This is a genomic window from Allobosea sp. TAF32 (assembly GCF_052113585.1).
Classification (GTDB): Bacteria; Pseudomonadota; Alphaproteobacteria; order Rhizobiales; family Beijerinckiaceae; genus Allobosea.
This window is the reverse complement of record NZ_JBFRDM010000009.1, coordinates 475,856-502,158: the sequence shown is the minus strand read 5'-3', so window position 1 is coordinate 502,158 and position 26,303 is coordinate 475,856. Positions and strand designations below refer to the sequence as shown.

22 protein-coding genes and 1 pseudogene are annotated in these 26,303 nt (G+C 64.3%); 13 read left to right on the top strand and 10 right to left on the bottom strand.

Annotation, left to right across the window (positions count from 1 at the left end; translation table 11 throughout):
• Positions 1–74: 74 nt before the first annotated feature.
• The 6 genes and pseudogenes from AB4Z16_RS22170 to AB4Z16_RS22145 all read left to right on the top strand — a co-directional run.
• Positions 75–206: pseudogene (locus AB4Z16_RS22170) on the top strand (LysR family transcriptional regulator); the annotation flags it as partial.
• Positions 207–356: 150 nt separating this feature from the next.
• Positions 357–965, top strand: coding sequence for a LysR substrate-binding domain-containing protein (locus tag AB4Z16_RS22165; protein WP_441513527.1), 609 nt, complete (start codon positions 357–359; stop codon positions 963–965).
• A 230-nt stretch (positions 966–1,195) separates the two neighbouring features.
• Complete coding sequence (locus tag AB4Z16_RS22160; RefSeq protein WP_441513499.1) at positions 1,196–1,909, top strand: DUF2971 domain-containing protein; 714 nt, start codon at positions 1,196–1,198, stop codon at positions 1,907–1,909.
• A 212-nt stretch (positions 1,910–2,121) separates the two neighbouring features.
• A complete protein-coding gene (locus AB4Z16_RS22155; RefSeq protein ID WP_441513498.1) occupies positions 2,122–3,063 on the top strand; it encodes a hypothetical protein in 942 nt (313 codons plus the stop codon).
• On the top strand, positions 3,060–3,308 hold the full coding sequence (locus tag AB4Z16_RS22150) for an ABC-three component system middle component 6 (RefSeq protein ID WP_441513497.1): 249 nt from the start codon (positions 3,060–3,062) through the stop codon (positions 3,306–3,308). Before AB4Z16_RS22155 ends, AB4Z16_RS22150 begins: the two co-directional genes overlap by 4 nt.
• The gene (locus AB4Z16_RS22145; RefSeq protein WP_441513496.1) at positions 3,305–5,101 is read left to right on the top strand and encodes an ABC-three component system protein; all 1,797 of its coding nucleotides are present in this window, start codon (positions 3,305–3,307) and stop codon (positions 5,099–5,101) included. The genes AB4Z16_RS22150 and AB4Z16_RS22145 overlap by 4 nt, the downstream gene beginning before the upstream one ends.
• Positions 5,102–5,134: 33 nt before the next feature.
• Here AB4Z16_RS22145 and AB4Z16_RS22140 read toward each other — a convergent pair whose 3' ends face one another.
• The 4 genes from AB4Z16_RS22140 to AB4Z16_RS22125 all read right to left on the bottom strand — a co-directional run bounded on the left by AB4Z16_RS22140 (position 5,135) and on the right by AB4Z16_RS22125 (position 7,861).
• The gene (locus AB4Z16_RS22140; protein ID WP_441513495.1) at positions 5,135–5,902 is read right to left on the bottom strand and encodes a helix-turn-helix domain-containing protein; all 768 of its coding nucleotides are present in this window, start codon (positions 5,900–5,902) and stop codon (positions 5,135–5,137) included.
• Positions 5,903–6,147: 245 nt separating this feature from the next.
• The gene (locus tag AB4Z16_RS22135) at positions 6,148–6,621 is read right to left on the bottom strand and encodes a hypothetical protein (RefSeq protein WP_441470836.1); all 474 of its coding nucleotides are present in this window, start codon (positions 6,619–6,621) and stop codon (positions 6,148–6,150) included.
• Between the two features lie 58 nt (positions 6,622–6,679).
• Positions 6,680–6,922 (bottom strand): SLATT domain-containing protein, encoded by a 243-nt coding sequence (locus tag AB4Z16_RS22130; RefSeq protein WP_441470837.1) that lies wholly within the window; start codon positions 6,920–6,922, stop codon positions 6,680–6,682.
• Positions 6,923–7,429: 507 nt separating this feature from the next.
• Positions 7,430–7,861, bottom strand: a complete 432-nt coding sequence (locus tag AB4Z16_RS22125; protein ID WP_441513494.1) for a hypothetical protein — start codon at positions 7,859–7,861, stop codon at positions 7,430–7,432.
• A gap of 204 nt (positions 7,862–8,065) precedes the next feature.
• Here AB4Z16_RS22125 and AB4Z16_RS22120 point away from each other — a divergent pair, with 204 nt between their 5' ends.
• Positions 8,066–9,514, top strand: coding sequence for an AAA family ATPase (locus tag AB4Z16_RS22120; RefSeq protein WP_441513493.1), 1,449 nt, complete (start codon positions 8,066–8,068; stop codon positions 9,512–9,514).
• A 127-nt stretch (positions 9,515–9,641) separates the two neighbouring features.
• Here AB4Z16_RS22120 and AB4Z16_RS22115 read toward each other — a convergent pair whose 3' ends face one another.
• Positions 9,642–10,379 (bottom strand): hypothetical protein, encoded by a 738-nt coding sequence (locus tag AB4Z16_RS22115; RefSeq protein WP_441513492.1) that lies wholly within the window; start codon positions 10,377–10,379, stop codon positions 9,642–9,644.
• Positions 10,380–10,861: 482 nt separating this feature from the next.
• A complete protein-coding gene (locus AB4Z16_RS22110; RefSeq protein ID WP_441513491.1) occupies positions 10,862–14,587 on the bottom strand; it encodes a vitamin B12-dependent ribonucleotide reductase in 3,726 nt (1,241 codons plus the stop codon).
• 866 nt (positions 14,588–15,453) lie between these two features.
• On the opposite strand from AB4Z16_RS22110, the gene AB4Z16_RS22105 reads away from it, so the two are divergent.
• From AB4Z16_RS22105 to AB4Z16_RS22095, 3 genes are all read left to right on the top strand, one after another.
• Positions 15,454–15,864, top strand: coding sequence for an NADH:ubiquinone oxidoreductase subunit NDUFA12 (locus AB4Z16_RS22105; protein WP_265054815.1), 411 nt, complete (start codon positions 15,454–15,456; stop codon positions 15,862–15,864).
• A gap of 192 nt (positions 15,865–16,056) precedes the next feature.
• Positions 16,057–16,692 (top strand): DUF2155 domain-containing protein, encoded by a 636-nt coding sequence (locus AB4Z16_RS22100; RefSeq protein WP_441513490.1) that lies wholly within the window; start codon positions 16,057–16,059, stop codon positions 16,690–16,692.
• A gap of 3 nt (positions 16,693–16,695) precedes the next feature.
• On the top strand, positions 16,696–17,274 hold the full coding sequence (locus AB4Z16_RS22095; protein WP_441513489.1) for an FUSC family protein: 579 nt from the start codon (positions 16,696–16,698) through the stop codon (positions 17,272–17,274).
• On the opposite strand, the gene aat is transcribed toward AB4Z16_RS22095, so the two are convergent.
• On the bottom strand, positions 17,271–17,942 hold the full coding sequence (aat, locus tag AB4Z16_RS22090) for a leucyl/phenylalanyl-tRNA--protein transferase (RefSeq protein WP_441513488.1): 672 nt from the start codon (positions 17,940–17,942) through the stop codon (positions 17,271–17,273). The genes AB4Z16_RS22095 and aat overlap by 4 nt on opposite strands.
• Positions 17,943–18,164: 222 nt before the next feature.
• On the bottom strand, positions 18,165–20,882 hold the full coding sequence (gyrA, locus tag AB4Z16_RS22085; RefSeq protein WP_441513526.1) for a DNA gyrase subunit A: 2,718 nt from the start codon (positions 20,880–20,882) through the stop codon (positions 18,165–18,167).
• A gap of 294 nt (positions 20,883–21,176) precedes the next feature.
• Here gyrA and AB4Z16_RS22080 point away from each other — a divergent pair, with 294 nt between their 5' ends.
• Entirely contained in the window at positions 21,177–21,806 is a 630-nt protein-coding gene (locus AB4Z16_RS22080) for a MarC family protein (protein ID WP_441513487.1), read from the top strand.
• Between the two features lie 63 nt (positions 21,807–21,869).
• Entirely contained in the window at positions 21,870–22,685 is an 816-nt protein-coding gene (locus AB4Z16_RS22075) for a bestrophin-like domain (RefSeq protein ID WP_441513486.1), read from the top strand.
• Positions 22,686–22,794: 109 nt separating this feature from the next.
• Here AB4Z16_RS22075 and AB4Z16_RS22070 read toward each other — a convergent pair whose 3' ends face one another.
• Entirely contained in the window at positions 22,795–24,390 is a 1,596-nt protein-coding gene (locus tag AB4Z16_RS22070) for an arylsulfatase (protein ID WP_441513485.1), read from the bottom strand.
• 182 nt (positions 24,391–24,572) lie between these two features.
• Positions 24,573–25,238, bottom strand: coding sequence for a DJ-1/PfpI family protein (locus AB4Z16_RS22065; protein WP_441513484.1), 666 nt, complete (start codon positions 25,236–25,238; stop codon positions 24,573–24,575).
• Positions 25,239–25,311: 73 nt separating this feature from the next.
• Between AB4Z16_RS22065 and AB4Z16_RS22060 the strand changes: the two genes are divergently transcribed.
• Positions 25,312–26,277, top strand: coding sequence for a GlxA family transcriptional regulator (locus AB4Z16_RS22060; protein ID WP_441513525.1), 966 nt, complete (start codon positions 25,312–25,314; stop codon positions 26,275–26,277).
• The last annotated feature ends 26 nt before the right edge of the window (positions 26,278–26,303 follow it).

Sequence of the window (26,303 nt, the reverse complement as noted above, 5' to 3'; positions counted from 1 at the left end):
CTTTCGATATGCAGGGCGACGTGCGATGAAAGAAGCCACGTCAATCTCATCGGATCAATGAGAAGAATCGAGCAATGAAGCTGAGCTTTGCGGAGGCCGAGGCGGTTATCGCCGTGGCGCGCCATGGAGGATTCCGCGCGGCCGGGCGCTCGCTCGGGCAGACCTCGTCTGCGCTGAGCCATGCCGTCGCTGGTTTGGAGAACCGGCTGGCGGTCAAGCTGTTCAATCGCACGACCCGGAGCGTCTCGCTGACGGCAGCCGGTGAGCAATTCGTCAACGGCATCGGTCCGGCCCTCCAGTCGATCGGTCATACGATTGACGAACTCGGCGCGGAGGCGAGCGAGCCGTCGGGGACGTTGCGCATCACCACATCCTTGGGCGCAGCGCGCATGATGCTGGAGCCGATCCTGCTCGCCTATTCGACACGCTACCCCAAGGTGACGCTGGAGATCGCGACCGATGCGGCCTTTGTCGATCTTGCGGACGGATCGTTCGATGCCGGTGCACGGCTGGCCGACGCAGTGCCCCCTGATATGGTCGCCGTGCCGATCTTTCCCTGGCTCAGGATGATCGTCGTCGGTGCGCCCAACTATTTTGCAGAGCGCCAAAGGCCTTCATCCCCGCTCGACGTGGCGAAGCATCAGTGCATCCATCATCGGATGGCCAACGGTCGCCTTTATCGGTGGGAGTTCGAGCGCCGTGGCGAAGCAATGACTGTCGATGTACCAGGCGTGCTCATCTTCGACGCCACAGAACTCGCTCTATCCGCTGCTCTGGCAGGCGTCGGTCTCGCCTACGTCGAGGAGACTTCGGCCCGCCCGCATGTCGAAGCTGGCCGGCTCATCGAGGTGCTTAGCGAGTGGACGCCGCCTTTTCCGGGCTTGTCGCTGTATTTCTCTGGGCGCCGGAACATCCCGCTGAAGCTTCGCGCGCTCATTGATCTGATCAGAGAGGGAGGCCGATAGCTTACGGCACATTAACAGAGTGGGATGAACGAGAAGCGCCAGGAGCCGACTCTGGCCACTTGCCTAAAAACGGACTTTCCTGCCCGAGTGCGGCGGGCTGCTCATTCCAGCGTGGAATCACTTCGCACACGGCGGTCCATCGCCCAATCAAGCCTATGGGTCGCATTTTCAAGTCGTTCTCGCAGTGGTCCTACGTCGCTGGTATCCAGCATTTATAGCGGGAGGATCGCATGCCGGGCCGCATAGTCGACTACGTCACACCTACGCAGCTTTATCGCTATCGAAGCTTCCGACGCTTCGACGACGATACCGTTGAGGTTCAGCGCCGCGAACTGGCGGCTATCCAGGAGGGGTATATTTGGGCCGCGGCGTACCATCAGATGAACGATCCGATGGAAGGCACATTCTTCGCTCGCCGCCACGGTCCGGGCGATCTCTACTTCCAGACCATTCTCGAATCGATTCGCGAGGGCAAGCAGCGGACCGGGATCGCCTGCTTCAGCGAGACGCCAACTAATGAGCTCATGTGGGCGCACTATGCCGACGAGTTCCGCGGCATTTGCATCGCATACGATTTCTCAGACCTGCGCGATTCCCTTGAGGGAAACGCTGCGTTCTCGCGGCTCTTCTACACCGAGAGCCCACCGAACCTTGATCTCGGAGAGAACGATCTCGAAACCGATGTCCGTAGAGTGCTGTCTTCGAAGAGCCAGAAGTGGGGTTACGAACGTGAGTGGCGCATGTTCACGCAGCGGCTGGGCCGGATCGGCTATCGCAACCCAGCCACTGTCCGCACGATCTACTTCGGTCATCGGATCGACCCGGACATCCGCCACACCATCGAAAGGCTGGCGCGGCAACAAAACATCGATTGCTCTGAGATGCAGCTCAATGGCTATCGACTAAGCTTCGACAACACTGAAGCTCGCATGCGGCGCCGCTGATCAGAAATGAGGTCCATTAACCTGCCGACGTCGACGCTAGAAATACCCTTGATCACTGGCCTGACGAGATGGTGGCGTGGAAGCGAGCAATTTCTCGAAACATCGTAGGCTAACCAGGATTGACGCGGCTTGGGCATAACGCGGGCTAGGACGTTGCCTGAGAGATGCCTTGGCCCTTTAGTGAGTGTTCCCTCCAACAATCGCGAGCGGTCATGTCCGACTGGATGACCCCACACCAGCGTCTGCAATGGCAGATGTCCCTTGAGCTCAAGCTGCGCCGAATTCACGGAGACGGCTTCCAGGAGTTCTTTTCCGAAGTGATGGAGCGGCTCCATGGCGCCGACTTCGTTCCGGCAAGAGCGATGGGCAGCCTCGGTGACAAGGGCTGCGACGGTTACCTGCGAGGTTCGGGGTTCGTCTTCCAGTGTTACGGCAAGCGCCACGACACGCCGGTGAGCGCCGCCACAGTGACGAAGAAGATGAAGGACGACTACGCCGCCGCGGCGTCGAAGCTGCCATCAATCATGAAGGAATGGCACTTCGTCCATAACCTGTTCGACGGCGTACCCGTCGATGTCATCGAGTTGATCGAGGCTTTCGGCCGCCAGTACTCGAAGCACCGTTTTGGACTGATCGGGCCGCCGGCGTTCAGCGACCGCGTCCTCGGCCTGTCAGAGAACGACATCGTGTACCTTCTCGGCCCGGTCGCCTCGGCCGAGGACAGCATGAACATGCAGGTGGAGGAGGTCGCGACGCTGATGGCCGGCGTCATCAAGGGCATGGACGAGGCGCCCTTCGCCGATGCCAAACCCAACCAGCCGCCCGTGAATAAGCTTGAGATCAACCGGATCCAAGGACACTGGCGGCGGACCTTGATCGGCGCGAGTGGCAATGCGACCGTCGTGGCGACCTATGTCGACCAGCATCCCGATCCGGAACTCGGGAAACAGGTAGCCAAGGTATTCTCGCAACGCTATGCCGACCTCGACGCCCAGAACCTGCCTCCGCACGCGATCCTGACAGCGCTCTACGAAGGCATCACTGGGATCGGCAGCGTCCCGCCGGAGCGGCAAGTCGCCGCGCAGGCGCTTCTCGCCTACCTCTTTGAGGCCTGCGATATCTTTAAGGATGATCCGTCCAAGGCCGCCGCATGATCCTTCCCGGGAAACATCTATCACCGCATCGCGCCATCGTCGGCGTTGGCGCGGAGATCCTTGCCCAGCTCGACCGTCCCCGGGACGTTTCCGAGCTCTGGGAACGCGTGCGCGCGTCACGAGCGGCGCTTCAGGAGGCCAGCCCGATCTCGTTCGACTGGTTCGTCCTCGCTCTGACCTTCCTTTATGCGATCAAGGCCATCGATGAGACAGGCGGGCTGATGCGGCCGGCGGAGCCGGCATGATCATCTCGATCAACAGCGACCTGAAGACGTTCAAGCCCGTGCGCTTCCATGGCGGGCTCAACGTCCTGCTGTCTGATAAGTCGTCGAAGGAGGACGACGCCAAGACGCGCAACAGCGCTGGGAAGTCGAGCCTCATCGAGATCATTCACTTCCTGCTTGGGGCCAAGGCAGATCCGGATAGCCTCCTACGCCACAAGGCCCTGATCGAGAACACCTTCCGCGGGACCTTCCGCGTGGCGGGCCGCGACGTCGAGGTCGAGAGGAGCGGATCGAAGCCGAGCCGCATCTACATCGACGCGGCGAGCGTCGAGCACTTCAAGCTGACGGCGAAGAAGGACAAGGCGGGCGTCGGCTCGGCCTCGAATATCGGCGGGCTGTCGATATCCAACGAGGAATGGAAGGACTTCCTCGCCCATCACATGTTCGAATTCCCGTCCGTGATGAAGGGCTCGGCGTTCGAGGAGAGCTTCTCTCCAAGCTTCCGGTCGCTGATCGGCTACTTCGCCCGCCGTCAGGGCTCGCGCGGCTACTCCTACGTTGAGCGCCAGGCCGAGGCCCAGCAGCGCCCGGATTGGCAGGTGAGCCTCTCCTACCTGCTCGGCCTGGACTGGCGAATTCCCAGGGCGCTTCAGTCCATTCGGAAGCGCGAGAAGCAGCTCGAAGAGCTGAAGAAGGCGGTTGAAGACGGCGCGTTCGGACAGGTGATCGGGAGCGTCGGCGAGCTACGATCGGCGCTCGCCGAGGCTGAGGCGAGGGCTATCAAGCTCAAGGAGGAACTGGGCCGGTTCCAGGTCCACGAAGCCTATCGCGAGATGATGGACCAGGCCACCAGGGCCAAGGTGGAGATGCAGGCGATTTCGCGACGTGCGGTGCCGCTTCGCGAGACCGTCGCGCACCTACGCAACGCCATCGAGGTGGAACGCGTTCCCGAGCGAAGCGACGTCGGCCGGCTGTACGCTGCCGTGGGCATCGAATTGCCGGACGTGGCCATTCGGCGATTCGACGATGTTGCCCGCTTCCATAAGAGCGTGATCGATAACAGGCGCACCCACCTCAGTGAGGAGGTCGATGAGACCGAGCGGCAGATCAAGAAGGGCGAGGACCGGTTCGCGATCCTGGACGCCGAGCGGAGCGAGATCCTGCAACTGCTGGAAGGGCGTGGGGCTCTTGAGGATTTCGTCGGCTTGCAGAAGCGGCTGGCCGATGCCGAGGCCGAGGCCGCCTCGCTGCGCGATCGCTTCCAGTCGGCAACGGTCCTTGCCAGCGAGGGCACGGAGCTCACCATCGAGCGAGCGAGCATCAAGCAACGGCTCCAGCTCGATCACCAGAACCGACACGAGCGGCTGAACGAGGCCATCCTCCTCGTCGGAGCGGCGATCAAAAAGCTCTACGAGGACAGGAAGGGCAAGTTCGAGGTCGAGGCCACGGAGAACGGTCCAGAGTTCCGGATCACGATCCAGGGCGACCGTGGCGGGGGCATCTCAAGCATGGAGATCTTCTGCCTAGACTACGCCTTGTTCTGCATCTGGTCGAAGCGAGGGAACGGACCAGGCTTTCTTATCCACGACAGCCACCTCTTCGACGGTGTCGATCCCCGGCAGGTTGCGCGTGCCATAGGTCTGGGTGCCGCTGCCGCCAGAGATTACGGGCGGCAGTACATCGTCACGATGAACAGCGACATCTACGATTCACTGAAGCTCGAAGACGGCATCGACCGTGAGGCCGCGATCATAGAACCGAGGCTATCGGATCGGGACGAGACGACCGGGCTCTTCGGCTTCCGATTCGACTGATCGCGCCGGCAGCATCCCGCGAACGATCTCTATCTAGAGGTCCGCCTCGTCGGACAGGTGTTCCAGATAGCCGGGACCGGGACGCAAGCAGCGCTTATCGACGAAGATCGCCCGGCGCTTGGGCGCGCCGGGATCGGAGAGCTTGGGCGTGAGCGAGATGATCGCCACTTTCCAATCGGCGGATCCCGGGATTGGCGCGTCGGCGATGCCGACGAGAACCGTGACGCCGCGGCGGCGCAGATCGGCAACCGCGGCCAGGATGCCGTCGCAGAGTGCCCGCCGACGGATCGGCCTGCCCCCGTCGACGGGGGCAGGCCCCAGTGCGAAGGACGCCAAGTCTAGCCACTCCCGCAGGCCCGCTACCTGCTCGTCGTAGGCGGCCCCTACCTCGGGGCGGTGGATGTAACAGGCCTGGGTGGCTGCGATCATTCTAATCTGGCGGTGGGTTTCGAACGGGCGCACCTCGACCTGCTGGAGATTTCCGAGCTGATCGACCATCTGCGTGGCCGCCTCTTCCTTGGGGATTGGCAGGCGGGGCGCTGAGAAGGCGCCGGGTTCGTAACCGAGTGCCTGAGCGATTCGGTCGAGGCTTTCGATACTGACCGGCTCAGCGCGCTCGACGCGCTCGACCGTGGACATGCTGACGCGCGCGAAGTCGGCGAGCGTGTCTTGCTTCCACTGTCTTAGCCCGCGGGCCATGCGGACGACCATCGCGACGACCTCTGCGGGTGGCGTGGCGGCGACGCCCTGAGCCGGCGGCGGCATTGAGACGATACGGTCGATGAGTTCTTTCGGGTTCATGGCCACTCCCTGCGTTGGACGACTATGAGAGTGACGCCATTCGCTCGATTAAAAGAGGCCGGAAAACCCTTCAGCTCTCAACAGGCGAGCCCCATCATTTACGCTAGGGTGTAAACAATCGGCATGCCCGAAAGCGGACATTGCCAGCGTCAGCAATGGGCCGGTTCCGGCTGAGCGACTGTCGGCCACCTTGGAGAGGCCGAAGTAGGCATTTCGGCCAACGGAGCCCGTATATCGACGTGAAGTCACGAACTATCGCCCTCGCGTTCGTACTGGGCTAGCTCGGCGTTAGGCTCTTCGAAGAGTTCATCCGACATGCTCTCGAGCGTCCCAACGTTCAGTGCATTGTCATGAAGCTGTAGTCGTTCGTCGTCTCGAAGCCCGCCATTCTTGTCGACGCTGAGGAGCGCGCCAGATGGTTGCTTGGTAACATTCCAATGAGGAGCAGCCTCAATGCCCGCGGCCAGCCTCCACGCATGCTTCAGCCTCTCGGCAACTCTGCCTTGACGTTTGCGGCGCTTACGCATGGCGGTCATCGATGCGGTGACCATTTCCCGCGTCGGCGCTGCTGGAACGAGCCGCCACTGGGCGGCATCAAGGTCCTCGAGTAGGAAGCGTGCCAACCGAGCGGTGTCTTCATCGGAAATCTTATGATTGAGCTGCTGAAGGTTGTCGCGGAGGCGGTTTTTCACCATTGCGAGGATGGTGTTGTTCGTCATCGCCCGGCCCTTCATGTCCCTTTGCCGCTCTTGTTTCAGAGTGGCTGACATGCACGAGTCAGTGATGAAGCTTCTCGTCTGGCTTGAGGAACGTCATCAGCGCCGTGAGCACGGTGACGCCAGACGACATCAATCCTGCGGAGACAGCGTAATCCTGGAAGAAGGCGCCCCCCGCTAGCGCGCTCAGCCCTACGGAGGGAATGCCGAAGATATAGTTCCACCTCGTCCAGCGGGTCGCGGCGTTGAAATGAGCCTTGCCGGAGTGGGTGCAATCCTCCTCCATCCGCAGCAGCTCGGCCACGACCTTATCAGATATTGCAACAGACACGGGCACGCTCGCAAGCTTCCTTTAGATATTCGTCGCGAGGCTAGGATGAAACCGGAAGGAGCAATACTCGGCGAGAGCGACATCTGGTAGTTGTCCACCTCAAACTGGGCCGAGGAACTCGGATCCCTAAAGAACACTTGGGATTAATCGCGGAGTTGCCGCTGGTGGAGGAGCTCGCGACGCGATCTAATGGTGTTGCCTGGGAGATTCGCGAATGGCCGGCCATCATCCTGGCGCTGCGTGGCGGCGCGTCGACCTGCAATGCCGTACGCCACGGGACGTGGCTCGGGATTTCCCTGCCAAGTCGGTTGGTGAGCGATCCCAATGACCACGGTCACCAGACATGCTCTGAGAGTATACGCCGCCCTTTCGGGGTTGAAGGTGAACCAGGACGGCGACGTGCTCGACGCCCTCATCCCGTTCCTCGAACCGGTCCTGGCCGCGATGAACGGCACCATCTTCGACGGCGGCCTTCTCTCGCTAGGCGTCCAGAAGATCTATGGGTGGAGGTTCAACAAGGATGTCGCCGAGAGCTTTACAGGCCGCCTGCTTGCGAAAGGTTATCTGAAGCGACAGGCTGGCGCCGTCTTCACGGTCTCGTTCCAGCCTGCGGCTGACGATGACGAGAACCAGATCGAGATTGTTCAGGTCCTGGATCGGATTGTGGACGATTTCGAAAAGTTCCCACCGAAGGTCACTGACCTGTTCCAGTTCTCCCTGGATCGCGAGAGCTTGAAGGACATTCTGATACGCTTCCTGGTTTCCTTCGACGCGTTCACGGAGGAGGCGTTCGCCCTGCATGTCGAGCGCATCCGATTGGGGATGGCGAACCAGGCTGTCCTCGATCGGCTTGAGGAGGGCGGACGGACGCTGAGCCGCGAGGAGCAGTACCTGTGCGCCCGCTTTGTTCACGACTTGGTCAAGAACAAGAGCGAATTCGTTCCTCACCTCGCCAGGTTGGCCTCGATCGGATTGCTCACCGAGGTCGTCGAGGATTTCGTCAAGCCGACCGGGGAGACCAAGAAGTCCGACCTCACGCTGATCCTCGATACCCCGGTTGCGCTCGATCTTTTGGGATTGTCGGGGAAGGAGGCCTGCGAGGACATCGCCAACGTCGTGACCTCGCTGCGCGGCATCGGTTGCAACGTCATCGTCCTTCCGGTCAGCGTGGAGGAGATGTCGAGAAACCTGCAGAGCATGCTCTCCCAGCCGCTCTCCGCCCGCCATGGGCCGACGCACTCGGCCCTGATGAAAAACGAGATCAACGAGGATTTCGTTAGGTCGGTGATCCGGGATCCCGAGCGCGCTCTCCAGCAGGTCGGTGTTACGGTGCGTCCGATCGACCTGACCACGACGCCCTCCCAGACGAAGTTCTTCGACAAGGCGACCTATGACGACTTTTTCGCCGGTATCCGCTGGAAGGTCGATTCCGTCGACGCCCGGGAGCACGATGCAACCTGCGCAGCGCTCACCATGCGGCTGAGGGCGGGGCACAAGAGCGCCGACCCGTTGACCTCCAGGTTCGTCTTCGTCACCACGAACCCGATCTTCGTGGACTACGCCCGCGACTTCTGCCGCAAGAACCGGATGATCAACGATCGGCAAACACCGCCCGTCATCATCAAGCGCGAGCTCGCGATGACGGCCTGGCTTCGGACCGGCCTCGTCAGGGACGATGCTAAGGCCAAGCAGGTCGACATTCCGCGCGGGCATCTCATCGCCTCCTGCGAACGCGTCCTCAGGCCGCGTAAGGAAGTGCTGAAGGCCGTCCACGACAAGCTGAAGGAGTTTGACCCCGAACGCGCCCAGCAGTTCGAGCTGCTGCTCTCCGACCAGCGCAGTGTCGAACGGCTGATGGACGAGACGCTCGGCCTCGAACGCCTAGCGACCACCGCCAATCCCCAGATGCTCCTGGAAGAGATGCGCAACGCGACCGCCAACGAGGTCCGCAGCGAATATGAGAGGAAGGCCCGGGTGGCCGCGCAGCGTCACGGGCAGGAAAAGCGGGAGCTCAAAGAGGCCCATGAGGCAGATGTCGCCGAGGCGAAACGAGCTTTGGGGCAACGAGACGCTGAGCTGGAAGCGTTGCGCGCGGAGCGCAAGCGACTCCACGGGATCGCCTTGGCGGCCAGACAGGGCGAGATCGACAGAGTTGACACATTGATCTCGGGATCGAACAGGTTCATCGGTCGCCTCGAAACAGGACTGACTTGGTCGACGGTTGTCATCCTTTCGGCCGGAGCTGCTGGATCGGTGGTCGGACTGCCTCAGTCCGCTGCAGTCGCGACCGCCGGCATCTTGGGTCTCACCGGCCTTTACCATACGGTCCGCGAGTTGCAGCAGAAGCCGAAGATCGGGTTCCAAAACCTGCTGGACGGTGTGGCCCGTTTCCGGCTGCGACGGGGTCTGAAGACGCTCGGCCTCGATCGCGCCAAGTTCGAAGACGCGGTCGAGCTCCGGTACGGCAGGATTTCCTGGGTTACGGAAAAACGGGCCGGCCTGCTGCCGACGAATGATCGCAAGTTGGTCGCGGCGGCCCCACCGCGCGATCTGGAAGAGGCGTAGGGGCTCAAACGGGCATTCGCCATTCCGGCGCATCGTGCGCTGGGGGAGTGGAGGGTATCGACCGTGCCGACGCGTGAGCAGGTGTTTTTCGTCGCGGACAGAATAACCCATAGCTCTACGTACAGCGCTACGCGGAATCGTAGCCATCGGGGGCTGGGTCGTGCAGGTCCATGTCCATCGACGGCAGAACGTCGAGGAAGTGGACGTGCATCGCCTGTAGGCGCGCCATGACGGCGCCGAGCAGCGATTTGTTGAGAATCTTGGCCTGCTGGACGCGCTGGTAGTCCAGCATGATCCCCTCGTTGAACCTTGGCGGGAACAGGGTTGTGAAAGGCTCGCCAGCGCCGTCGCGGCCCTTCATCACCACGGGGGCTCTGTACGCGACCTGGCTGGCGTCGCTGTGAGCGAAGATGGTGTTCCGCTTGCTGATGAGGTCGTCGTGCAAGGCGCGGGTGAATGGCGAGAGCTTGATCCCTAGGGCGCCGTAGGAGAGGGAGGGAATGTCTCCCCTCGATTCCGAGAAGGGTCGGCAATAGGAGACGATCAAGGTCGTTTCGTAGCAGAGGAACTTCCTCACGGCCGCGAGGGGATATCGTCCATCGTGGTCCACCTCCTCCTCGATGAAGGCGATCGCGCTTCCGGCGTGCGACAGGTCCCTGACGCTCAGCACCAGGCGCTTGAATAGGCCCCGGTCCTTCAGCAGATTTTCGGGCATCCGATCCAATCGAGGTTGGTCGAATGCACGGACACCCCCGCTTCCTGAGCGGTCGTCGATGCGTTCGTAGTAGAACCACTCGTCGGGAAAGCCGTACTGCTGCTTGAGGAGTGCCTCATAGGCTTGCGTCGCCTCATTCCCATCCGACATTTGCATCACACCTCGGGAAAATGGTCGATCCGATCGTAGCGGAGCGCTCGGCAAGAGCGAAGCGAGCTCCCATCCTCGGGACCATCGTCATCGGATTGCGGTGCTCAGCGACGGGTGGATCGGCCGACGCCGAGAGGCGCCGCTGCCTCTTGTCACCATTGCTAGGATGGTGTTGTTCGTCATCACTCAGTCCTTCATGTCCCTTTGCCACTCCTGTTGATCAGAGGGGCTGACATGCACGAGTCAGTGATGAAGCTCGTCGTCTTCGACCTCACGTTTAGTTCAGGCCTGACGGATGCTGGCCGACGCGCCGTGTTCCAGGCCGTTGGAAGCTAGCGGCCCCGAATGCCCGATCTGATTGGCTGAAAAGCAAAGCGCCGCCCGGCTTGATGGCCGCGCGGCGCAAATCTGTTTGCGGAACTTTTCCTAAAATCGAGGCAACATTATGCCTCTCTTTTCAACAATCAGGCACCCCGGAATAATCAACTACAGCCTGTCGTGGATCCGCAGGTGTTGCACTTCAGGCAGGTTCCGTTCCGCACCAGCGTGAAGTTGCCGCATTCGCCGCAGCTGTCGCCGACATAGCCCTTCATGATCGCCTCGGCGCGGCGCTCGGACTGGGTGGGCTGGGCAGTTGGCGCCGCGAAGCCCAGCTTGGCCATCTCCGCCTCGCCATAGGTCTCCGTTTCCTCCTTCAGCGCGGTCGCGCCGGCCGTGGCCAGCGCCGTCACGGACGAGGCCGAGCGGGCGACCGCATCGTTCGCCGCCCCGCCGCCCTGGATGGCGAGCAGGTTGATCGGCTTGCCGCGGCGGAAGCCGGTGGAGGCGAGGGGGGTCGAGGTGATCGGAGCCGCAGCATCCGGCGCCTTGTCCTGGCCGACGCCGCCGCCGATCACGTCATGGCCGATCTCGCTCGGGTCGACATGGGCGAGGTCGTTGCGGCCGAGATAGGAGATCGCGAGCTCGCGGAAGACGTAGTCGAGAATCGAGGTCGCGTTCTTGATCGACTGGTTGCCGGCAACGAAGCCCGAAGGCTCGAAGCGGGTGAAGGTGAAGGCCTCGACATACTCTTCCAGTGGCACGCCATATTGCAGGCCGAGCGAGACCGCGATGGCGAAGTTGTTCATCATCGCCCGGAAGGCGGCGCCTTCCTTGTGCATATCGATGAAGATCTCGCCCAGGCGCCCGTCCGAATACTCGCCGGTGTGGACATAGACCTTGTGGCCGCCGACCACCGCCTTCTGGATGTAGCCGGTACGGCGATCGGGCAGCTTCTCGCGCTCGCGCTTGCGCTCGATGCGCTCGACGATGCGTTCGACGATCTTCTCCGAGATCTGCGTGGCACGTGCCGCCATCGGCGCCGCCACCAGGGTCTCGACGGCGTCATCGGTTTCGTCGTCATCGTCCGAGATCAGCGCGGAGTTCAGCGGCTGCGAGAGCTTGGAGCCGTCGCGGTAGAGGGCGTTCGCCTTCAGCGCCAGCTTCCAGGAGAGCATATAGGCGCTCTTGCAGTCCTCGACCGTCGCGTCGTTGGGCATGTTGATGGTCTTCGAGATCGCCCCCGAGATGAAGGGCTGCGCCGCCGCCATCATGCGGATATGGCTCTCGACCGAGAGATAGCGCTTGCCGATGCGGCCGCAGGGATTGGCGCAATCGAAGACGTTGTAGTGCTCGGTCTTGAGATGCGGGGCGCCTTCCAGCGTCATCGCGCCGCAGACATGGACGTTGGCGGCCTCGATCTCGGCCTTGGTGAAGCCGAGGAAGGGCAGGAGCTCGAACGACATGTCGTTCAGCTTCTCGGCCGGGACCTTGAGCGTGCCGGTGAGGAAATCCTCGCCCAGCGTCCACTTGTTGAAGACGAACTTGATGTCGAAGGCGCTCTTCAGCCCCTTCTCGACCGCCTCGATCTTCTCGTCGGTGAAGCCCTTGGCGCGCAGCGTCGAGGGGTTGATGCCCGGCGCCTGCTTCATCGAGCCGTGGCCGACGGCATAGGCCTCGATCTCGGCGATATCGGCCTCGCGGTAGCCCAGCGCGCGGAGCGCATCGGGAACGGCGCGGTTGATGATCTTGAAGTAGCCGCCGCCGGCGAGCTTCTTGAACTTCACCAGCGCGAAGTCGGGCTCGATGCCGGTGGTGTCGCAATCCATGACGAGGCCGATCGTGCCGGTCGGCGCGATCACGGTCGCCTGGGCGTTGCGATAGCCGTAGCGCTTGCCCTGCTCCAGAGCCTCGTCCCAGACGATGCGCGAGCGCTCCGCCATGGTCACAGCCGAGCCGCCGAGGCGGGCCAGCGTCGCATGGTCGAGCGGCACCGGGGTGACGCTCAGGCCCTCATAGCCGTCGGCGAGGCCATGGGCCGCCGTGCGGTGGTTGCGGATGACGCGCAGCATGTGGCTGGCGTTCTTCTTATAGCCGGGGAAGGGGCCGAGCTCGCCCGCCATCTCGGCAGAGGTCGCATAGGCGACGCCGGTCATGATCGCGGTGAGGGCACCAGCTAAAGCGCGGCCCTCGTCCGAGTCGTAGCCGAGGCCCATGGTCATCAGCAGGCCGCCGATATTGGCGTAGCCGAGGCCGAGCGTGCGGTACTCGTAGGAAAGCTCGGCGATCTCGCGGCTCGGGAACTGCGCCATCGTCACCGAGATCTCGAGCACGACGGTCCAGAGCCGGCAGAGATGCTCATAGGCCGCGACGTCGAAGGACTTGGTCTGCGTGTCGTAGAACTGCAGCAGGTTGGCCGAGGCCAGGTTGCAGGCGGTGTCGTCGAGGAACATGTACTCGGAGCACGGGTTGGACGCCCGGATCCGGCCGGAAGCCGGGCAGGTGTGCCAGTCGTTCATCGTCGAGTTGAAGTGCAGCCCGGGATCGGCCGAGGCCCAGGCGGCGTAGCCGATCTTCTCCCAGAGGTCGCGCGCCTTCAGCGTCTTGTGGACCTTGCCGGTGGTGCGGGCGGTCAGATTCCAGTCGTTGTCGTTCTCGACGGCGCGGAGGAAGTCGTCGGTCAGCGAGACCGAGTTGTTCGAGTTCTGGCCGGAGACGGTGAGATAGGCGTCGGAATCCCAGTCGGTGTCATAGGTGTCGAAGGAGATGTCCTTGTAGCCCTGCTTGGCGAACTGGATGACGCGCTTGATGTAATTGTCCGGCACCAGCGCCTTGCGGGCGAGCTTGACCTCGCGCTTCAGCGCCGGGTTCTTCTCCGGGTCGAAGCAGGAATCGGCGTCGCCCTCGCAGTTCACGCAGGCCTTGAGCACGGCCTTCATGTGCTTCTTGACGGTCTTGGAGCCGGTGACGAGGGCGGCGACCTTCTGCTCCTCCTTCACCTTCCAGTCGATATAGGCCTCGATATCGGGATGGTCGGCATCGACCACGACCATCTTGGCGGCGCGGCGGGTGGTGCCGCCCGACTTGATGGCGCCGGCGGCGCGGTCGCCGATCTTGAGGAAGGACATCAGGCCCGAGGACTTGCCGCCGCCGGCGAGCTTCTCGCCTTCGCCGCGCAGCATCGAGAAGTTCGAGCCGGTGCCGGAGCCATACTTAAACAGGCGGGCCTCACGGACCCAGAGGTCCATGATGCCGCCCTCGTTGACGAGATCGTCCTGCACGCCCTGGATGAAGCAGGCATGCGGCTGCGGATGCTCGTAGCTCGACTTCGACTTCACCAGCTTGCCGGTCTTGAAGTCGACGTAGAAATGGCCCTGGCTGGGGCCGTCGATGCCATAGGCCCAGTGCAGGCCGGTGTTGAACCATTGCGGCGAGTTCGGCGCGACGCGCTGGGTCGCGAGCATGAAGCGCAATTCGTCATGGAAGGCGGCAGCATCCTCCTCGGAGGAGAAATAGCCACCCTTCCAGCCCCAATAAGTCCAGCAGCCGGCGAGGCGATCGAAGACCTGCTTGGAGGAAATCTCGGAGCCGTAGCGCTCGCCTTCCGGCAGCTCGGCAAGCGCGGCCTCGTCGGCAACGGAACGCCAGAGGAAGGAGGGGACGCCGTTTTCCTCGACCTTCTTCATGCGCGCGGGCACGCCGGCCTTGCGGAAATACTTCTGAGCGAGCACGTCGCTCGCGACCTGGGACCAATCCTCGGGAACCTCGATGCCTTCGAGCCGGAAGACGACGGAGCCGTCCGGGTTCTTGATCTCGCTGACGGCCGATCGGAACGGGATCGCGGCGTAGGGCGACTGTCCGGCGGAGGTATAGCGGCGCTCGATGCGCATGATCTTCGTCCTTGCATGCCGCGGGTGGATACCCCGCGCGGCCGGTTGATCGCCGGCTCCTGATGTCAGTCCAAACTCGGTTCGATGCCTCGTGGGTCCTTGGCGGTGTCGCCCCGCTTGCAGGCCCGGACGCGCCCAAAATGCCCGTGCAAATCCGTTCGCTTCCGCTGATGTCGGCGGATGCGGCGGCAGGCCCGTAAGCACTCTGGAAAACTAGGGTTCGCAGTCATCCAGAGGGGGTGCCGCCGGCCGTCATGCGATGGTCAAAATCTAGCGCCGTTCGCGCTGCTCCGTCAAGGAATAGTGGAGCGCCATCCTTGTGGATACGACATGTGGTAGGGATGTGTGGGTTGTGGGGATAAGTTTCAAGGCCCTGGCTAAGCCTTGGAAATGGCGAAGAGAATCGCTGCCCCGCGGCAACATTGCCACAGCCCTGTGCGAAGCGCAGTTCCTAAAATCCCCACTATTCACGGTAAATGAAGTGTGAGCCTCGGGTGACGAGCGCGGGTTTGCAGATAGCGGTTGCGGGGAGCGCTCCAAGTACTTGAAGTCGGTGCGCTTCGGCGCTGAATCATGGCGGCGAGCGAGCCTAATCGCGGCGAAATTCCGGCGGAGCGTGGGCGGGAATCAGCAGCCGATCGCAGGAGGAATCAGGCCGCGCGCTGCGCGGTCTGGGCGACGACCCGCTGGACCATCGTTTTGCACGCTCTTGTGGATATTGTTGGAGACCATCCAGCGCCGCCGGCGCGGCGAAGCGACCCGGCGGCAGCGTTCCGGACTGGACAGAGCAGGGCCCTGCCGCCATAAGTCGGGCCAAGACGCGCCGGCCTCTCCGCACGGCGCTGCAAGCGCATGGACTGAAGGCAATGAAGGACTGGCTGCTGCAGATCTTCACCTGGTGGAACGGCCAAACCATCGGCACGCGCTTCCACACCTGGCGCTTCGGCGAGAAGGTGGGCGAGGACGAGTTCGGCAATGTCTATTACCGCACCGCAGGCGGGGTGAAGGACAAGGCGCTCGGCTTCCAGCGCCGCTGGGTGATCTACAAGGGCGAGGCCGAGGCCTCCAAGGTTCCGCCCGGCTGGAATGGTTGGCTGCACCACACCGTCGACGTCGCCCCCTCGGAGGAGAGCTACCAGCCGCGCGAGTGGCAGGAGCCGCACCAGCAGAACTGGACCGGCACGGCGCTGGCCTATCGCCCGCAGGGCTCGACGCTGGCGGAGGGCGAGCGCCCGGCCGCGACCGGCGACTACCAGGCCTGGACACCGGGCCGCTGAGGCAAGGCCGCAAGGCAGGTTGCGAGATATCGGGGCCGCTCCTTTCGGGGCGGCCTTTTTGCTGGGTGGCAACGCAGCGGCGGCCGCTGCTGAAATGGCCGTTTCGGGCGCGACGCCCTTTTTCCGCTGCCTTTGCCGTGTTACTGCGCCCCGTCGCGGTCTTTCCGCGCTGTGGAAGAGATTCGCGCCAGCATGCCGTCCTTGTTCCGCCTTTCGACCCTGGCAGGCCTCGCCACGAGCGCGGCCGCGTTGCTTGCTGCGATGGGGCCGGCGCAGGCCGACCGCATCCGCAATCCGACGGCGGTCTTTGCGGGGCTCGACAAGATCACCGGCCGCATCATCTCGTTTGAAGTGGCGGTGGACGAGACGGTGCAGTTCGGCGCGCTGCAGCTGACCCCGCGCGTCTGCTGGAGCAGGCCACCGACGGAAGCACCGCAGACGGATGCCTTCGTCGAAGTCGACGAGGTGACGTTCAAGAACGAGTATCGGCGCATCTTCACCGGCTGGATGTATGCGGCGAGCCCCGGCCTGCACGGCGTCGAACACGCGATCTACGATGTCTGGCTGACCGAGTGCAAAGGCGGCACCGAGCTCGTCGTCGATCCCAAGGAGCCCGAGCCACCGCCGGCGCCGGAGGATCCGCGCCGCCCGCGCACGCCGCCGCGCGATCCGAACCTGCTGCCGCCCTTGCAGCAGCCTGTGACGCCGCCCGGCGGACGCATCGATGTCGAGCCGCCACGCGGCGTGCCGGTGCAGCCGCAGCGGCCGAGCCAGCGCTTCTTCCCGACCAATCCGGGACAGGGCCGCGACCCGACCGGCGGCGGCTGACCCGTGCCGCCCGACGGCGCTGACAAGGGAGCCGGGCGCGAAACGACGCGCATCAGGCGCCTGCGCCGTCACCTCGCCGATCTGCGCAAGCGGAGTCCCGCCGGGCGGCGCTTCCGCGACGGCCTCGAACACGCGCTGATGTCGAGCGCGGCGGCGTTCGCTGCCTATCTGCCGACGCAGGCGCTGGGGCTGCGCGAGGGTTTCTGGGCCGCCATCACCGCGATTGCCGTGGTTCAGACCGAGTTCGGCGCGACGCGGACGACGGCGCGCGACCAGTTCGTCGGGGCTGCCATCGGCGGCGCGATCGGCGTCGCGGTCGTGCTCATCGCCGGCCAGACCATCGTGAGCTATCTGCTGGCGGCGGCGCTCTCCGTCCTGGCAGCCTGGATGCTGAACGTCGCCAGCGCCGCGCGCCTCGCCGGCATCACTGCGACGATCATCCTGCTGGTACCCCATCCCGGAACGAGCGCGCAGCAGATGATGCTCTCCCGCGTCTTCGAGGTCGGCTGGGGCGTCAGCGTCGCGATCGCCGTCGTCTGGCTGGCCGAGCGCCTCGATCCACGCCGGCCGACCTCAGACTAGAGTTCGGCGAGCGCCTGCCTGCCGCTCACGACCGGCTCCCTTGGCCAAGCTTCCCAATTGCCCTGGTGGCGCAACGCATCGTCGAGCCTGAGCCGATAGGCATCGCGCGGGATCTCGACGGTGCCGAACTGTGCGAGATGGCCGGTCTGGAACTGGGTGTCGAGCAGGCGGTAGCCGCCCCGCCGCAGCCGTGCGACGAGATGGACGAGCGCGACCTTGGAGGCGTCGGTCTCTCGGTGGAACATGCTTTCGCCGAAGAATGCGGCGCCGAGCGACAATCCATAGAGCCCGCCGACGAGACGGCCCTCGCGCCAGCATTCCACCGTATGGACGTGGCCGAGCGCGAAAAGCTCGCCGAAGATCGCGCGGATGCGAGTGTTGATCCAGGTTTCCGGCCGGTCGGGCCGGGCCTCGCCGCAGGCTTCGATCACCGCTTCGAAATCGCTGTCGACACGGATCTCAAAGTGGTCCGAGCGGACCGTGCGCGCGAGGCGCGATGAGAGATGGAAGCCGTCGAGCGGGATAACGCCGCGCAGCTCCGGCTCCACCCAGAACAGGCCGGGGTCATCGGCGCTTTCCGCCATCGGAAAGATGCCGGCGGCATAGGCGCGCAGCATGATCTCCGGCGTGATCGCGGGCGAGCGGACGGGCACGGAACGAGCCTTCATGGACGCATGGGAGCGCGGGGGGCGTTGCGAGTCAAACGAGGTCGCGCGTCATGCCCGGGCTCGACCCGAGCATCTCGTGAAGGAGAGGCGCTGCTTCCCGCCAGAGATTCTCGAGCCTACGTTTCGCGCCGCCGGGGAATGACGGGCATCGTCAGCGCCGAGCAGGCAGCGAGGCCAGAGCTCAGAGGTAAGCTGAGAAACTGGCCGTAAAGGGCTGACGAATCAGCCTTCCGCCTGCTCCTCGCCGGGAGCCTCGTCGCCGGCCTCCTCGCCATTCTCGCCGTCATCGTTGATGCACTCGACCGAGACGACCTTCTCGTCCTTGGCGGTGTTGAACACCGTCACTCCCTGGGTCGAGCGACCGGCGATGCGGATGCGGTTGTCCGGCCCGGCATCGACCGGCACGCGAATGACCTGACCGCCATCGGTGACGAGCATCAACTGGTCGGTATCGACAGCTGGGAAGGAGGCGACGAGCTTGCCGTTCCTGTCATTGACCACCATGGCGACGATGCCCTTGCCGCCGCGGCCGGTGACCCGATACTCGAAGGACGATGTCCGCTTGCCGTAGCCGCGTTCCGAGATCGTCAGGATGAACTGCTCGGCCGCACCCATGGCGGTGTACTTATCGAGCCCAAGCTCAATGTCGCCGGCGCTCTCCTCGGCATCGGCCTCGACTGCGGGGGCAGCGTCCGCACCCTCGTCGGCCTCGCCGGTCAGGGCGCGGCGCGCCGCGGCGGCCCGCTTGAGATAGGCGGCGCGCTCGTCGGGCGTGGCGTCGAGATGGTGCAGGATCGCGAGCGAGATGACCTTATCGTCCTTCGCCAGATTGATGCCGCGCACGCCGGTCGAATCGCGGCCCTTGAAGACGCGCACCTCGGGCACCGCGAAGCGAATGCACTGCCCGTCCGCGGTGGTCAGCAGCACGTCGTCGTTCTCGGTGCAGATCTGCACGTCGACGATGTGGTCGCCCTCGTCGAGCTTCATCGCGATCTTGCCGGCGCGGTTGACGTTGACGAAGTCGGAGAGCTTGTTGCGCCGCACCCCGCCCGAGGCGGTGGCGAACATCACGTCGAGCGTCTCCCAGCTCGCCTCGTCCTCAGGCAGCGGCATGATCGTGGTGATGCGCTCGCCCTGTTCGATCGGCAGCATGTTGACCAGCGCCTTGCCGCGCGCGTTCGGCGCCGCCAGCGGCAGGCGCCAGACCTTCTCCTTGTAGACCTGGCCTTCGGAGGAGAAGAACAGCACCGGGGTATGCGTGTTGGCCACGAACAGCCGCGCGACGAAATCCTCGTCCTTGGTCGCCATGCCGGAGCGGCCCTTGCCGCCGCGGCGCTGCGCCCGATAGGTCGAGAGCGGCACGCGCTTGATGTAGCCGCCATGGGACACGGTCACGACCATGTCCTCGCGGGCGATCAAATCCTCGTCGTCGAGGTCGGAACCCCAGTCCTGGATCTCGGTCCGGCGCGGCGTGGCGAAGGCGGCCTTCACCTCGGCGAGCTCGGTCTTGACGATCGACTGGATGCGGGCGCGCGAGCGCAGGATGTCGAGATAATCAGCGATTTCGGTGGCGAGCTTCTGCAACTCGTCGCCGATCTCGTCACGGCCGAGAGCCGTGAGGCGGGCGAGGCGCAGCTCGAGGATCGCCTTGGCCTGCGCATCCGACAGGCGGTAGGTGCCATCGGCGTTCATCGGATGGCGGGGATCGTCGACCAGCGCGATCAGCGGAGCGATGTCTTCGGCAGGCCAGTCGCGGGCCATCAGCGCTTCATGCGCCGCGGCCGGGGTCGGCGCAGTGCGGATCAGGCGGATGACCTCGTCGATATTCGCGACCGCCGTGGCGAGGCCGCAGAGCACATGGGCGCGCTCGCGGGCCTTGTTGAGCAGGTAGCGCGTGCGCCGGGAGACGACTTCCTCGCGGAACTCGACGAAGGCCGAGATGAAGTCCTTGAGGTTCAAGACCTCCGGGCGGCCGCCGGTCAGCGCCACCATGTTGGCGCCGAAGGAGGTCTGCAGCGGCGTGAAGCGGTAGAGCTGGTTCAGCACGACATCGGCGACGGCATCGCGCTTGACCTCGATGACGACGCGCACGCCCTCGCGGCTCGACTCGTCGCGCAGGTCCGAGATGCCCTCGATGCGCTTCTCGCGCACGAGATCGGCGATCTTCTCGACCATCGTCGCCTTGTTCACCTGATAGGGAACCTCGGTGACGATGATCGCCTCGCGCTCCTTGCGCAGCTCCTCGATATGCGTCTTCGAGCGCATCACGATCGAGCCGCGCCCGGTGTGATAGGCCGAATGGAGGCCGCTGCGGCCCATGATCGAGGCACCGGTCGGGAAATCCGGGCCGGGCACGATCTCGATCAGCTCGTCGATCGAGATCTCGGGATTGTCGATATAGGCGACGCAGGCGTCGATGACCTCGCCGAGATTGTGCGGCGGGATATTGGTCGCCATGCCGACCGCGATGCCGCCGGCGCCGTTGACGAGCAGGTTCGGATAGCGCGCCGGCAGGACCGTCGGCTCGTGCTCCTTGCCGTCGTAGTTCGGCTGGAAGTCGACAGTGTCGAGGTCGAGGTCCTCGAGCAGCGGCATCGCCGCCTTGTCGAGGCGCGCCTCGGTGTAACGATCGGCGGCGGCGGAATCGCCGTCCATCGAGCCGAAATTGCCCTGGCCGTCGATCAGCGGCAGGCGCAGGGAGAAATCCTGCGCCATGCGCACCAGTGCGTCATAGACCGCGAGATTGCCGTGCGGATGGTATTTACCCATCGTGTCGCCGACGATGCGGGCGCATTTGGTGTAGGGCCGCTCGGGCAGGTTCTTGTTCTCGTGCATCGAGAACAGGATGCGGCGGTGCACAGGCTTCAGGCCGTCGCGGACATCGGGCAGAGCGCGACTCACGATCACGCTCATGGCGTAATCGAGATAGCTCTTCTTCATCTCGTCGGTGATCGCGATCGGCTTGATGTCGCCGCCGAAATCCGGGGCGTCGTCACGCCTGTCGTCGGTATCGTCGCTCAAGGAGAAATGTCCCGATTCCTAGTATTTTTCAGGCTTCTGGCTACCCGATTCCGGCCTTTCGCGCCAGCAAAAGCGGGCGCTGTCCAAGTAAAAAATATCCAAGCGATATCAATATGTTGTCGGCTATTTCTGCGGGCGTCCACAGCAGCTGCCACAATCCCGCCTTTCTTCGCGGGTGACGGCAGCCGCAAGGCGTGGTGAAGTCGCCTCCGCATGTTCATCGAATTCGTCACATCCGCCCTCGTCACGATGCTGGTGACGCTCGACCCGCCGGGTCTGGCGCCGATCTTCCTGTCGCTGACGCGCGGAATGTCGGAAAGCGAGCGGAAACAGGTCGCGATCCGCGCCTCGATCATCGCCTTCTGCATCATGGCTTTCTTCGCCGTGGCGGGCGATGTCGTGCTGAAGGCGCTCGGCGTCTCGCTGCCGGCCTTCCGCATCGCCGGCGGGCTCCTGCTGTTCTGGATCGCCTTCGAGATGGTGTTCGAGCGCCGGACCGAGCGCAAGCAGCAGACGGCCGAGACCGCGATCACGCTGGATCATATCCGCAATGTCGCGGCCTTTCCGCTGGCGATCCCGCTGATGGCGGGGCCGGGGGCGCTGACCGCGATGATCCTTCTCGCTGGCCGCGCCGGCGGCGATCCGCTGCTGCTGGTCGCGCTGGCTGTGATCTGCGGGCTGGTGATCCTGAGCTGCCTTGCCGTGTTCCTGGCCGCGACGCCGATCGCGAAGCTCCTCGGCGTCACCGGCAATGTCGTGCTGACGCGGCTGCTCGGCGTGATCCTGGCGGCGCTCGCCGTGCAGTTCGTGATCGACGGGTTGAAGGCCGCTCTGGCGGGGTAGGGCGGTCAAAGAGAAGCGTGTTTGCTGTTTGCCGTGGGCGTTCGACCCAAGGGGGACGTGGCAATGGAAATCGCGACGATCATCGCCGAGCGCAGCATTCTGGCCTTCGCCATCTGCCTCTTCCTGGCTCATCTCGTCTTCTATGAGCTGGGCTACCGCACCGGTCGGCGGCTCCACGACAGGACGGGCAATGCACCCGAGGCGGTCGGCGTCGTCGTCGGCGGCATGCTCGCGCTCCTGGCCTTCGTCCTGGCGCTGACGCTGAGCTTCGCGAGCGCTCGCTTTGCCGAGCGGCGCATGGGCGGCCTGTCCGAAGCCAACGCCATCGGGACGGCGTGGCTGCGGGCGAAGGCGATCGGGACGCCGCGCGGCGACGAGATCGCCACGCTCCTCGAACAATACACAGCCATCCGGGCCGATTTCGTCAGGGCGGGCCGCGATTCCGAAGCGGTCGAGAATCTCAACGGCCGGACGAGCGCGTTGCAGTCGCGGATCTGGGGCCATCTTTCGGCCATCGTCCGCGAGCGTCCGGACGCCATCTCCGGCGCGTTGATGGCTTCGCTCAACGAGGCCTTCGATGCCAGCACCAACGAACGCTTCGCCTTCGAGACGCGGCTGCCGATGCAGCTCTTCTGGCTGCTCGTCGGCATCACGCTCATCACGCTGGCATGCCTCGGCTACCAGTTCGGTCTCAGGGCCAAGCCGCTACGTATCCTCATCGCCTTGCTGACGCTGATGTGGACGTCGGTCATCGTCGACATCCTCGATCTCGCCTCCGGGCGCCTCGGCAAGTTTCGGACGGGAACGGCGGCCTATGAATGGGCCTTGAAAGGCTACGAGGGTGGAATAACCATACCGCCGCTGCCCGCGCCGCAGTGATCCGCCCGGGCAGGCGCTGTAACCGTTACAGCTTCGACGGAACTTGACAGAAGCTGCCCTGTGGGCAGCGGCGAGGCACCCGTTGCGATGCCCCGCCGGCCCATGCAGGTCAACGTGGCGCGAGACGCTCCAGCTCATTGAGGCGTTTCAGGGCCGCCTGCTGCTGCAGCAGGCCGTAGTTGATGCCGGCGGCGTTCAGCGAATTGCCCGTTTGGTAGGGGAACTGCTCGAAGTCGGAGAAGAACTCCTTCACCTTCCCCTGGATCGGGACAAGCAGCCATATCTGCCTGGCGTAGAAGTCCATCGCGTTTCCGCCTTCCTTGGCCCCGCGCTCATAAGGGTCCATTCGCAGGTTGGTGATGCCGGCCCATGACGTCACCTCGCGCGTGGCCGTCGCGATGTTGCCTTCGCTGGCAATGGCGAAGCTGACCTTCCAGTCGTTCCAGCGTATGGCGTTGAGATTGCCGCCCTGGTCGAAGTAGTAGATCGCGTCGCGCGGAGGGCTTTTGTCGTCGCCCTTCAGATAGGGCATGAAGTTGTAGCCATCGAGATGCACCTTGAAGGTCTTGGTGCCGCTCTGGAAGCCGGTTTTCATCTTCTCCTTGATATCGCCAAGGCCGGCCGCGGCGCAGAAGGTCGGGAACCAGTCGATCAGGGCGATCATTTCGTTCACCTGGGTTCCGGGCTTCACCACTCCCGGCCAGCGCACCATCATCGGGATGCGGAAGCCGCCTTCCCAGGTGGTGCCCTTTTCGCCGCGGAACGGCGTCATCGCCCCGTCCGGCCAGAGCGCGAGTTCGGCGCCGTTATCGGTGGTGTAGAGCACGATGGTGTTCTCGGTGATGCCGAGATCGTCGAGTTGCTTCAGTAGCTGTCCGATATGGCCGTCATGCTCGACCATGCCGTCGGCATGGATGCCCTTGCCGGTCTTGCCAAGTGATTCCGGCTTGAGATGCGTGAAGACATGCATGCGGGTCGAGTTGAACCAGCAGAAGAACGGCTTTTGCGCCTTGACCTGCCGGTCGATGAAGTCTTTGGCACCAGCCAGGAATTCCTCGTCGACGGTCGGCATGCGCTTGGTGTTGAGCGGTCCGGTATCCTCGACCTTGCCGTCCGCGCTGGATTTGATGACGCCGCGCGGGCCGAACTGGCGCCGGAAATTCGGATCCTTCGGATAGAAATAGCCCTCGGGCTCCTCCTCGGCATTGAGGTGGTAGAGATTGCCGAAGAACTCGTCGAAGCCGTGCCGCGTCGGCAGGTGCTCGTCGCGGTCGCCGAGATGGTTCTTGCCGAACTGACCGGTGGCGTAGCCCGCCGTCTTCAGCGCGTCGGCGATCGTCGGCATCCAATCCTGGATGCCATGGGGGTCGCCGGGCATGCCGATCGTCAGCAGGCCGGTCCGGAACGGCTCCTGGCCGAGGATGAAGGAGGCGCGGCCGGCGGTGCAGCTCTGCTGGCCATAGGCGTCCGTGAAGATCGCGCCCTCGCTGGCGATGCGGTCGATATTGGGCGTGCGGTAGCCCATCATTCCCATCGTGTAGGCGCTGACCTGGGGAATGCCGATGTCGTCGCCGAAGATGACGAGGATATTGGGCTTCCTGCCGCCGGCCGGCGCGGGCGCGGGCTGCTGGGCCTGCGCGGTCTGGACGGGCGCACTCGCGAGATAGCTCCCCGTCGCCGCGAGAACGGTTCCGCCGAGAAGCATTGAGCGTCGATTGAGGGCAGCCTTCTGCGAAGAAACTTCATGCTTGGGTTCCACGACACGTCCTCCAGCATATCCTTCAGGGGCGGCGTCTATGCCTGCGCCTTGCGCCCGAGGAGCGTAGGATGCCGTCGTCTGCCGCGCAGCCTTGTTACGGTTACGGAAGCCGCACCGGGAGCCGGAGCTCAGTTCCGCAGCAGGATTGCCTCTCGCTCCGCGCGGGACGCGGCCATGCGGCGGCGGGCCTCGGTCACGGTGGCCTGCGTCGCTTCCTCCGGTGTGCCGGATCGGAACGGCGGCGAGGGGGCGTATTCCAGCGAGAGCTGGATCGTCTCGGCTTCGGCCTGGCTGGTCAGCGCCGCCACGACCGTGAGGCCGAAATCGATGCCGGAGGTGACGCCCCCGGCCGTGATGAGGTTGCCGTCCTGCACGACGCGCTCTTTGACCGGGATTGCGCCGAGATGGCCGAGGAAGTCATGCGCGTTCCAATGCGTGGTGGCGCGCTTGCCGGATAGCAGGCCGGCGGCGCCGAGCACCAAAGAGCCTGTGCAGACCGAGGTGAGGTAGCGCACGAGCGGCGCCTGGCGGCGCAGGAAGTCGAGCACCGCTTCGTCTGTGAGGAGCGCGTTGACGCCGCCTCCGCCGGGAACGCAGAGCACATCGAGGGGCGGGCACTCCGCCAGCGTGATCGTCGGCGTGAAGGGAAGCCCGGTTGCAGACCGGACGGGCGCGAGCGTCTTCCAGATGAGATCGACACGGGCTCCCGGCAGCGAGGCGAAGACCTCATACGGCCCGGTGAGATCAAGCTGCTGAACGCCGGGGAAAACGAGAAGGCCGAAATGAAACGACATGGAGCGGCTCCTGATTGACAGGCCCACGATAGCGGACCAGCCTTTGGCTGTTCTGTCAAACACCCCTCGTTTCATGCCAAAGACGCCGCGTCGTATCGAGATCCTCACCTTTCCGAAGGGGCAGGTCCTGGACGTAACAGGACCGTTGCAGGTCTTCGCCACGGCCAACGATCTCGCCGCCATGGCGAGAACTGACGTGCCCTATGAGGTGCGGGTGGTGGCGGCCGAGCCCAATGTGATGACCTCGGCGGGACTTGCGCTGCTGACGGAGCCGCTTTCCGGGCCGGACCAACCCGTCGATACGCTGGTCGTCGCCGGCGGCTACGGCATCCAGGCCGCATGCGACAGCCCGGCCCTTGTCGCATGGCTACGCGAACGGGCCGGTGCGGCACGGCGTGTGGCCTCCGTCTGCAGTGGCGCATTCCTGCTGGCGACCGCCGGATTTCTGGACGGCAGGCGTGCCGTCACCCATTGGGGGCGTTGTGCCGAGTTCGCCGCGCGCTTTCCCGAGGTCCGGCTTGATCCGGACCCGATCTTCATCCGCGACGGCAAGGTCTGGACCTCGGCCGGGGTGACGGCGGGGATCGACCTCGCCCTCGCATTGGTCGAAGCCGATCTCGGCCGCGAGACGGCATTGGCCGTGGCGCGCCAGCTCGTCGTCTTCCTGAAACGGCCGGGCGGGCAGTCGCAGTTCAGCACCACGCTCGCGTTGCAGGGGCGGGATGAGCGCTTCGACGGCCTGCACGCCTGGATCGTCGAGAACCTCCGCAGCGACTTGTCGCTCGAGCGGTTGGCGGCGCGGGCCAATATGAGCCTGCGCAGCTTTGCCCGCCATTACCAGAGGGCGACGGGCCGCACCCCGGCCCGCGCCGTTGAGGAGATCAGGATCGAGACGGCGCGCCACCTGCTGGATCAGGGGCATCCCGTCTCCCGCGTCGCCGGCCGCTGCGGCTTCGGTTCGGAGGAAACGCTGCGGCGCGCGTTCCTCAGGCGGCTCGGCACGACCCCGCAAGCCTATCGCGAGCGGTTCGCGGGATAAGCCGGAGCCGCGTACAGCCTGGACGA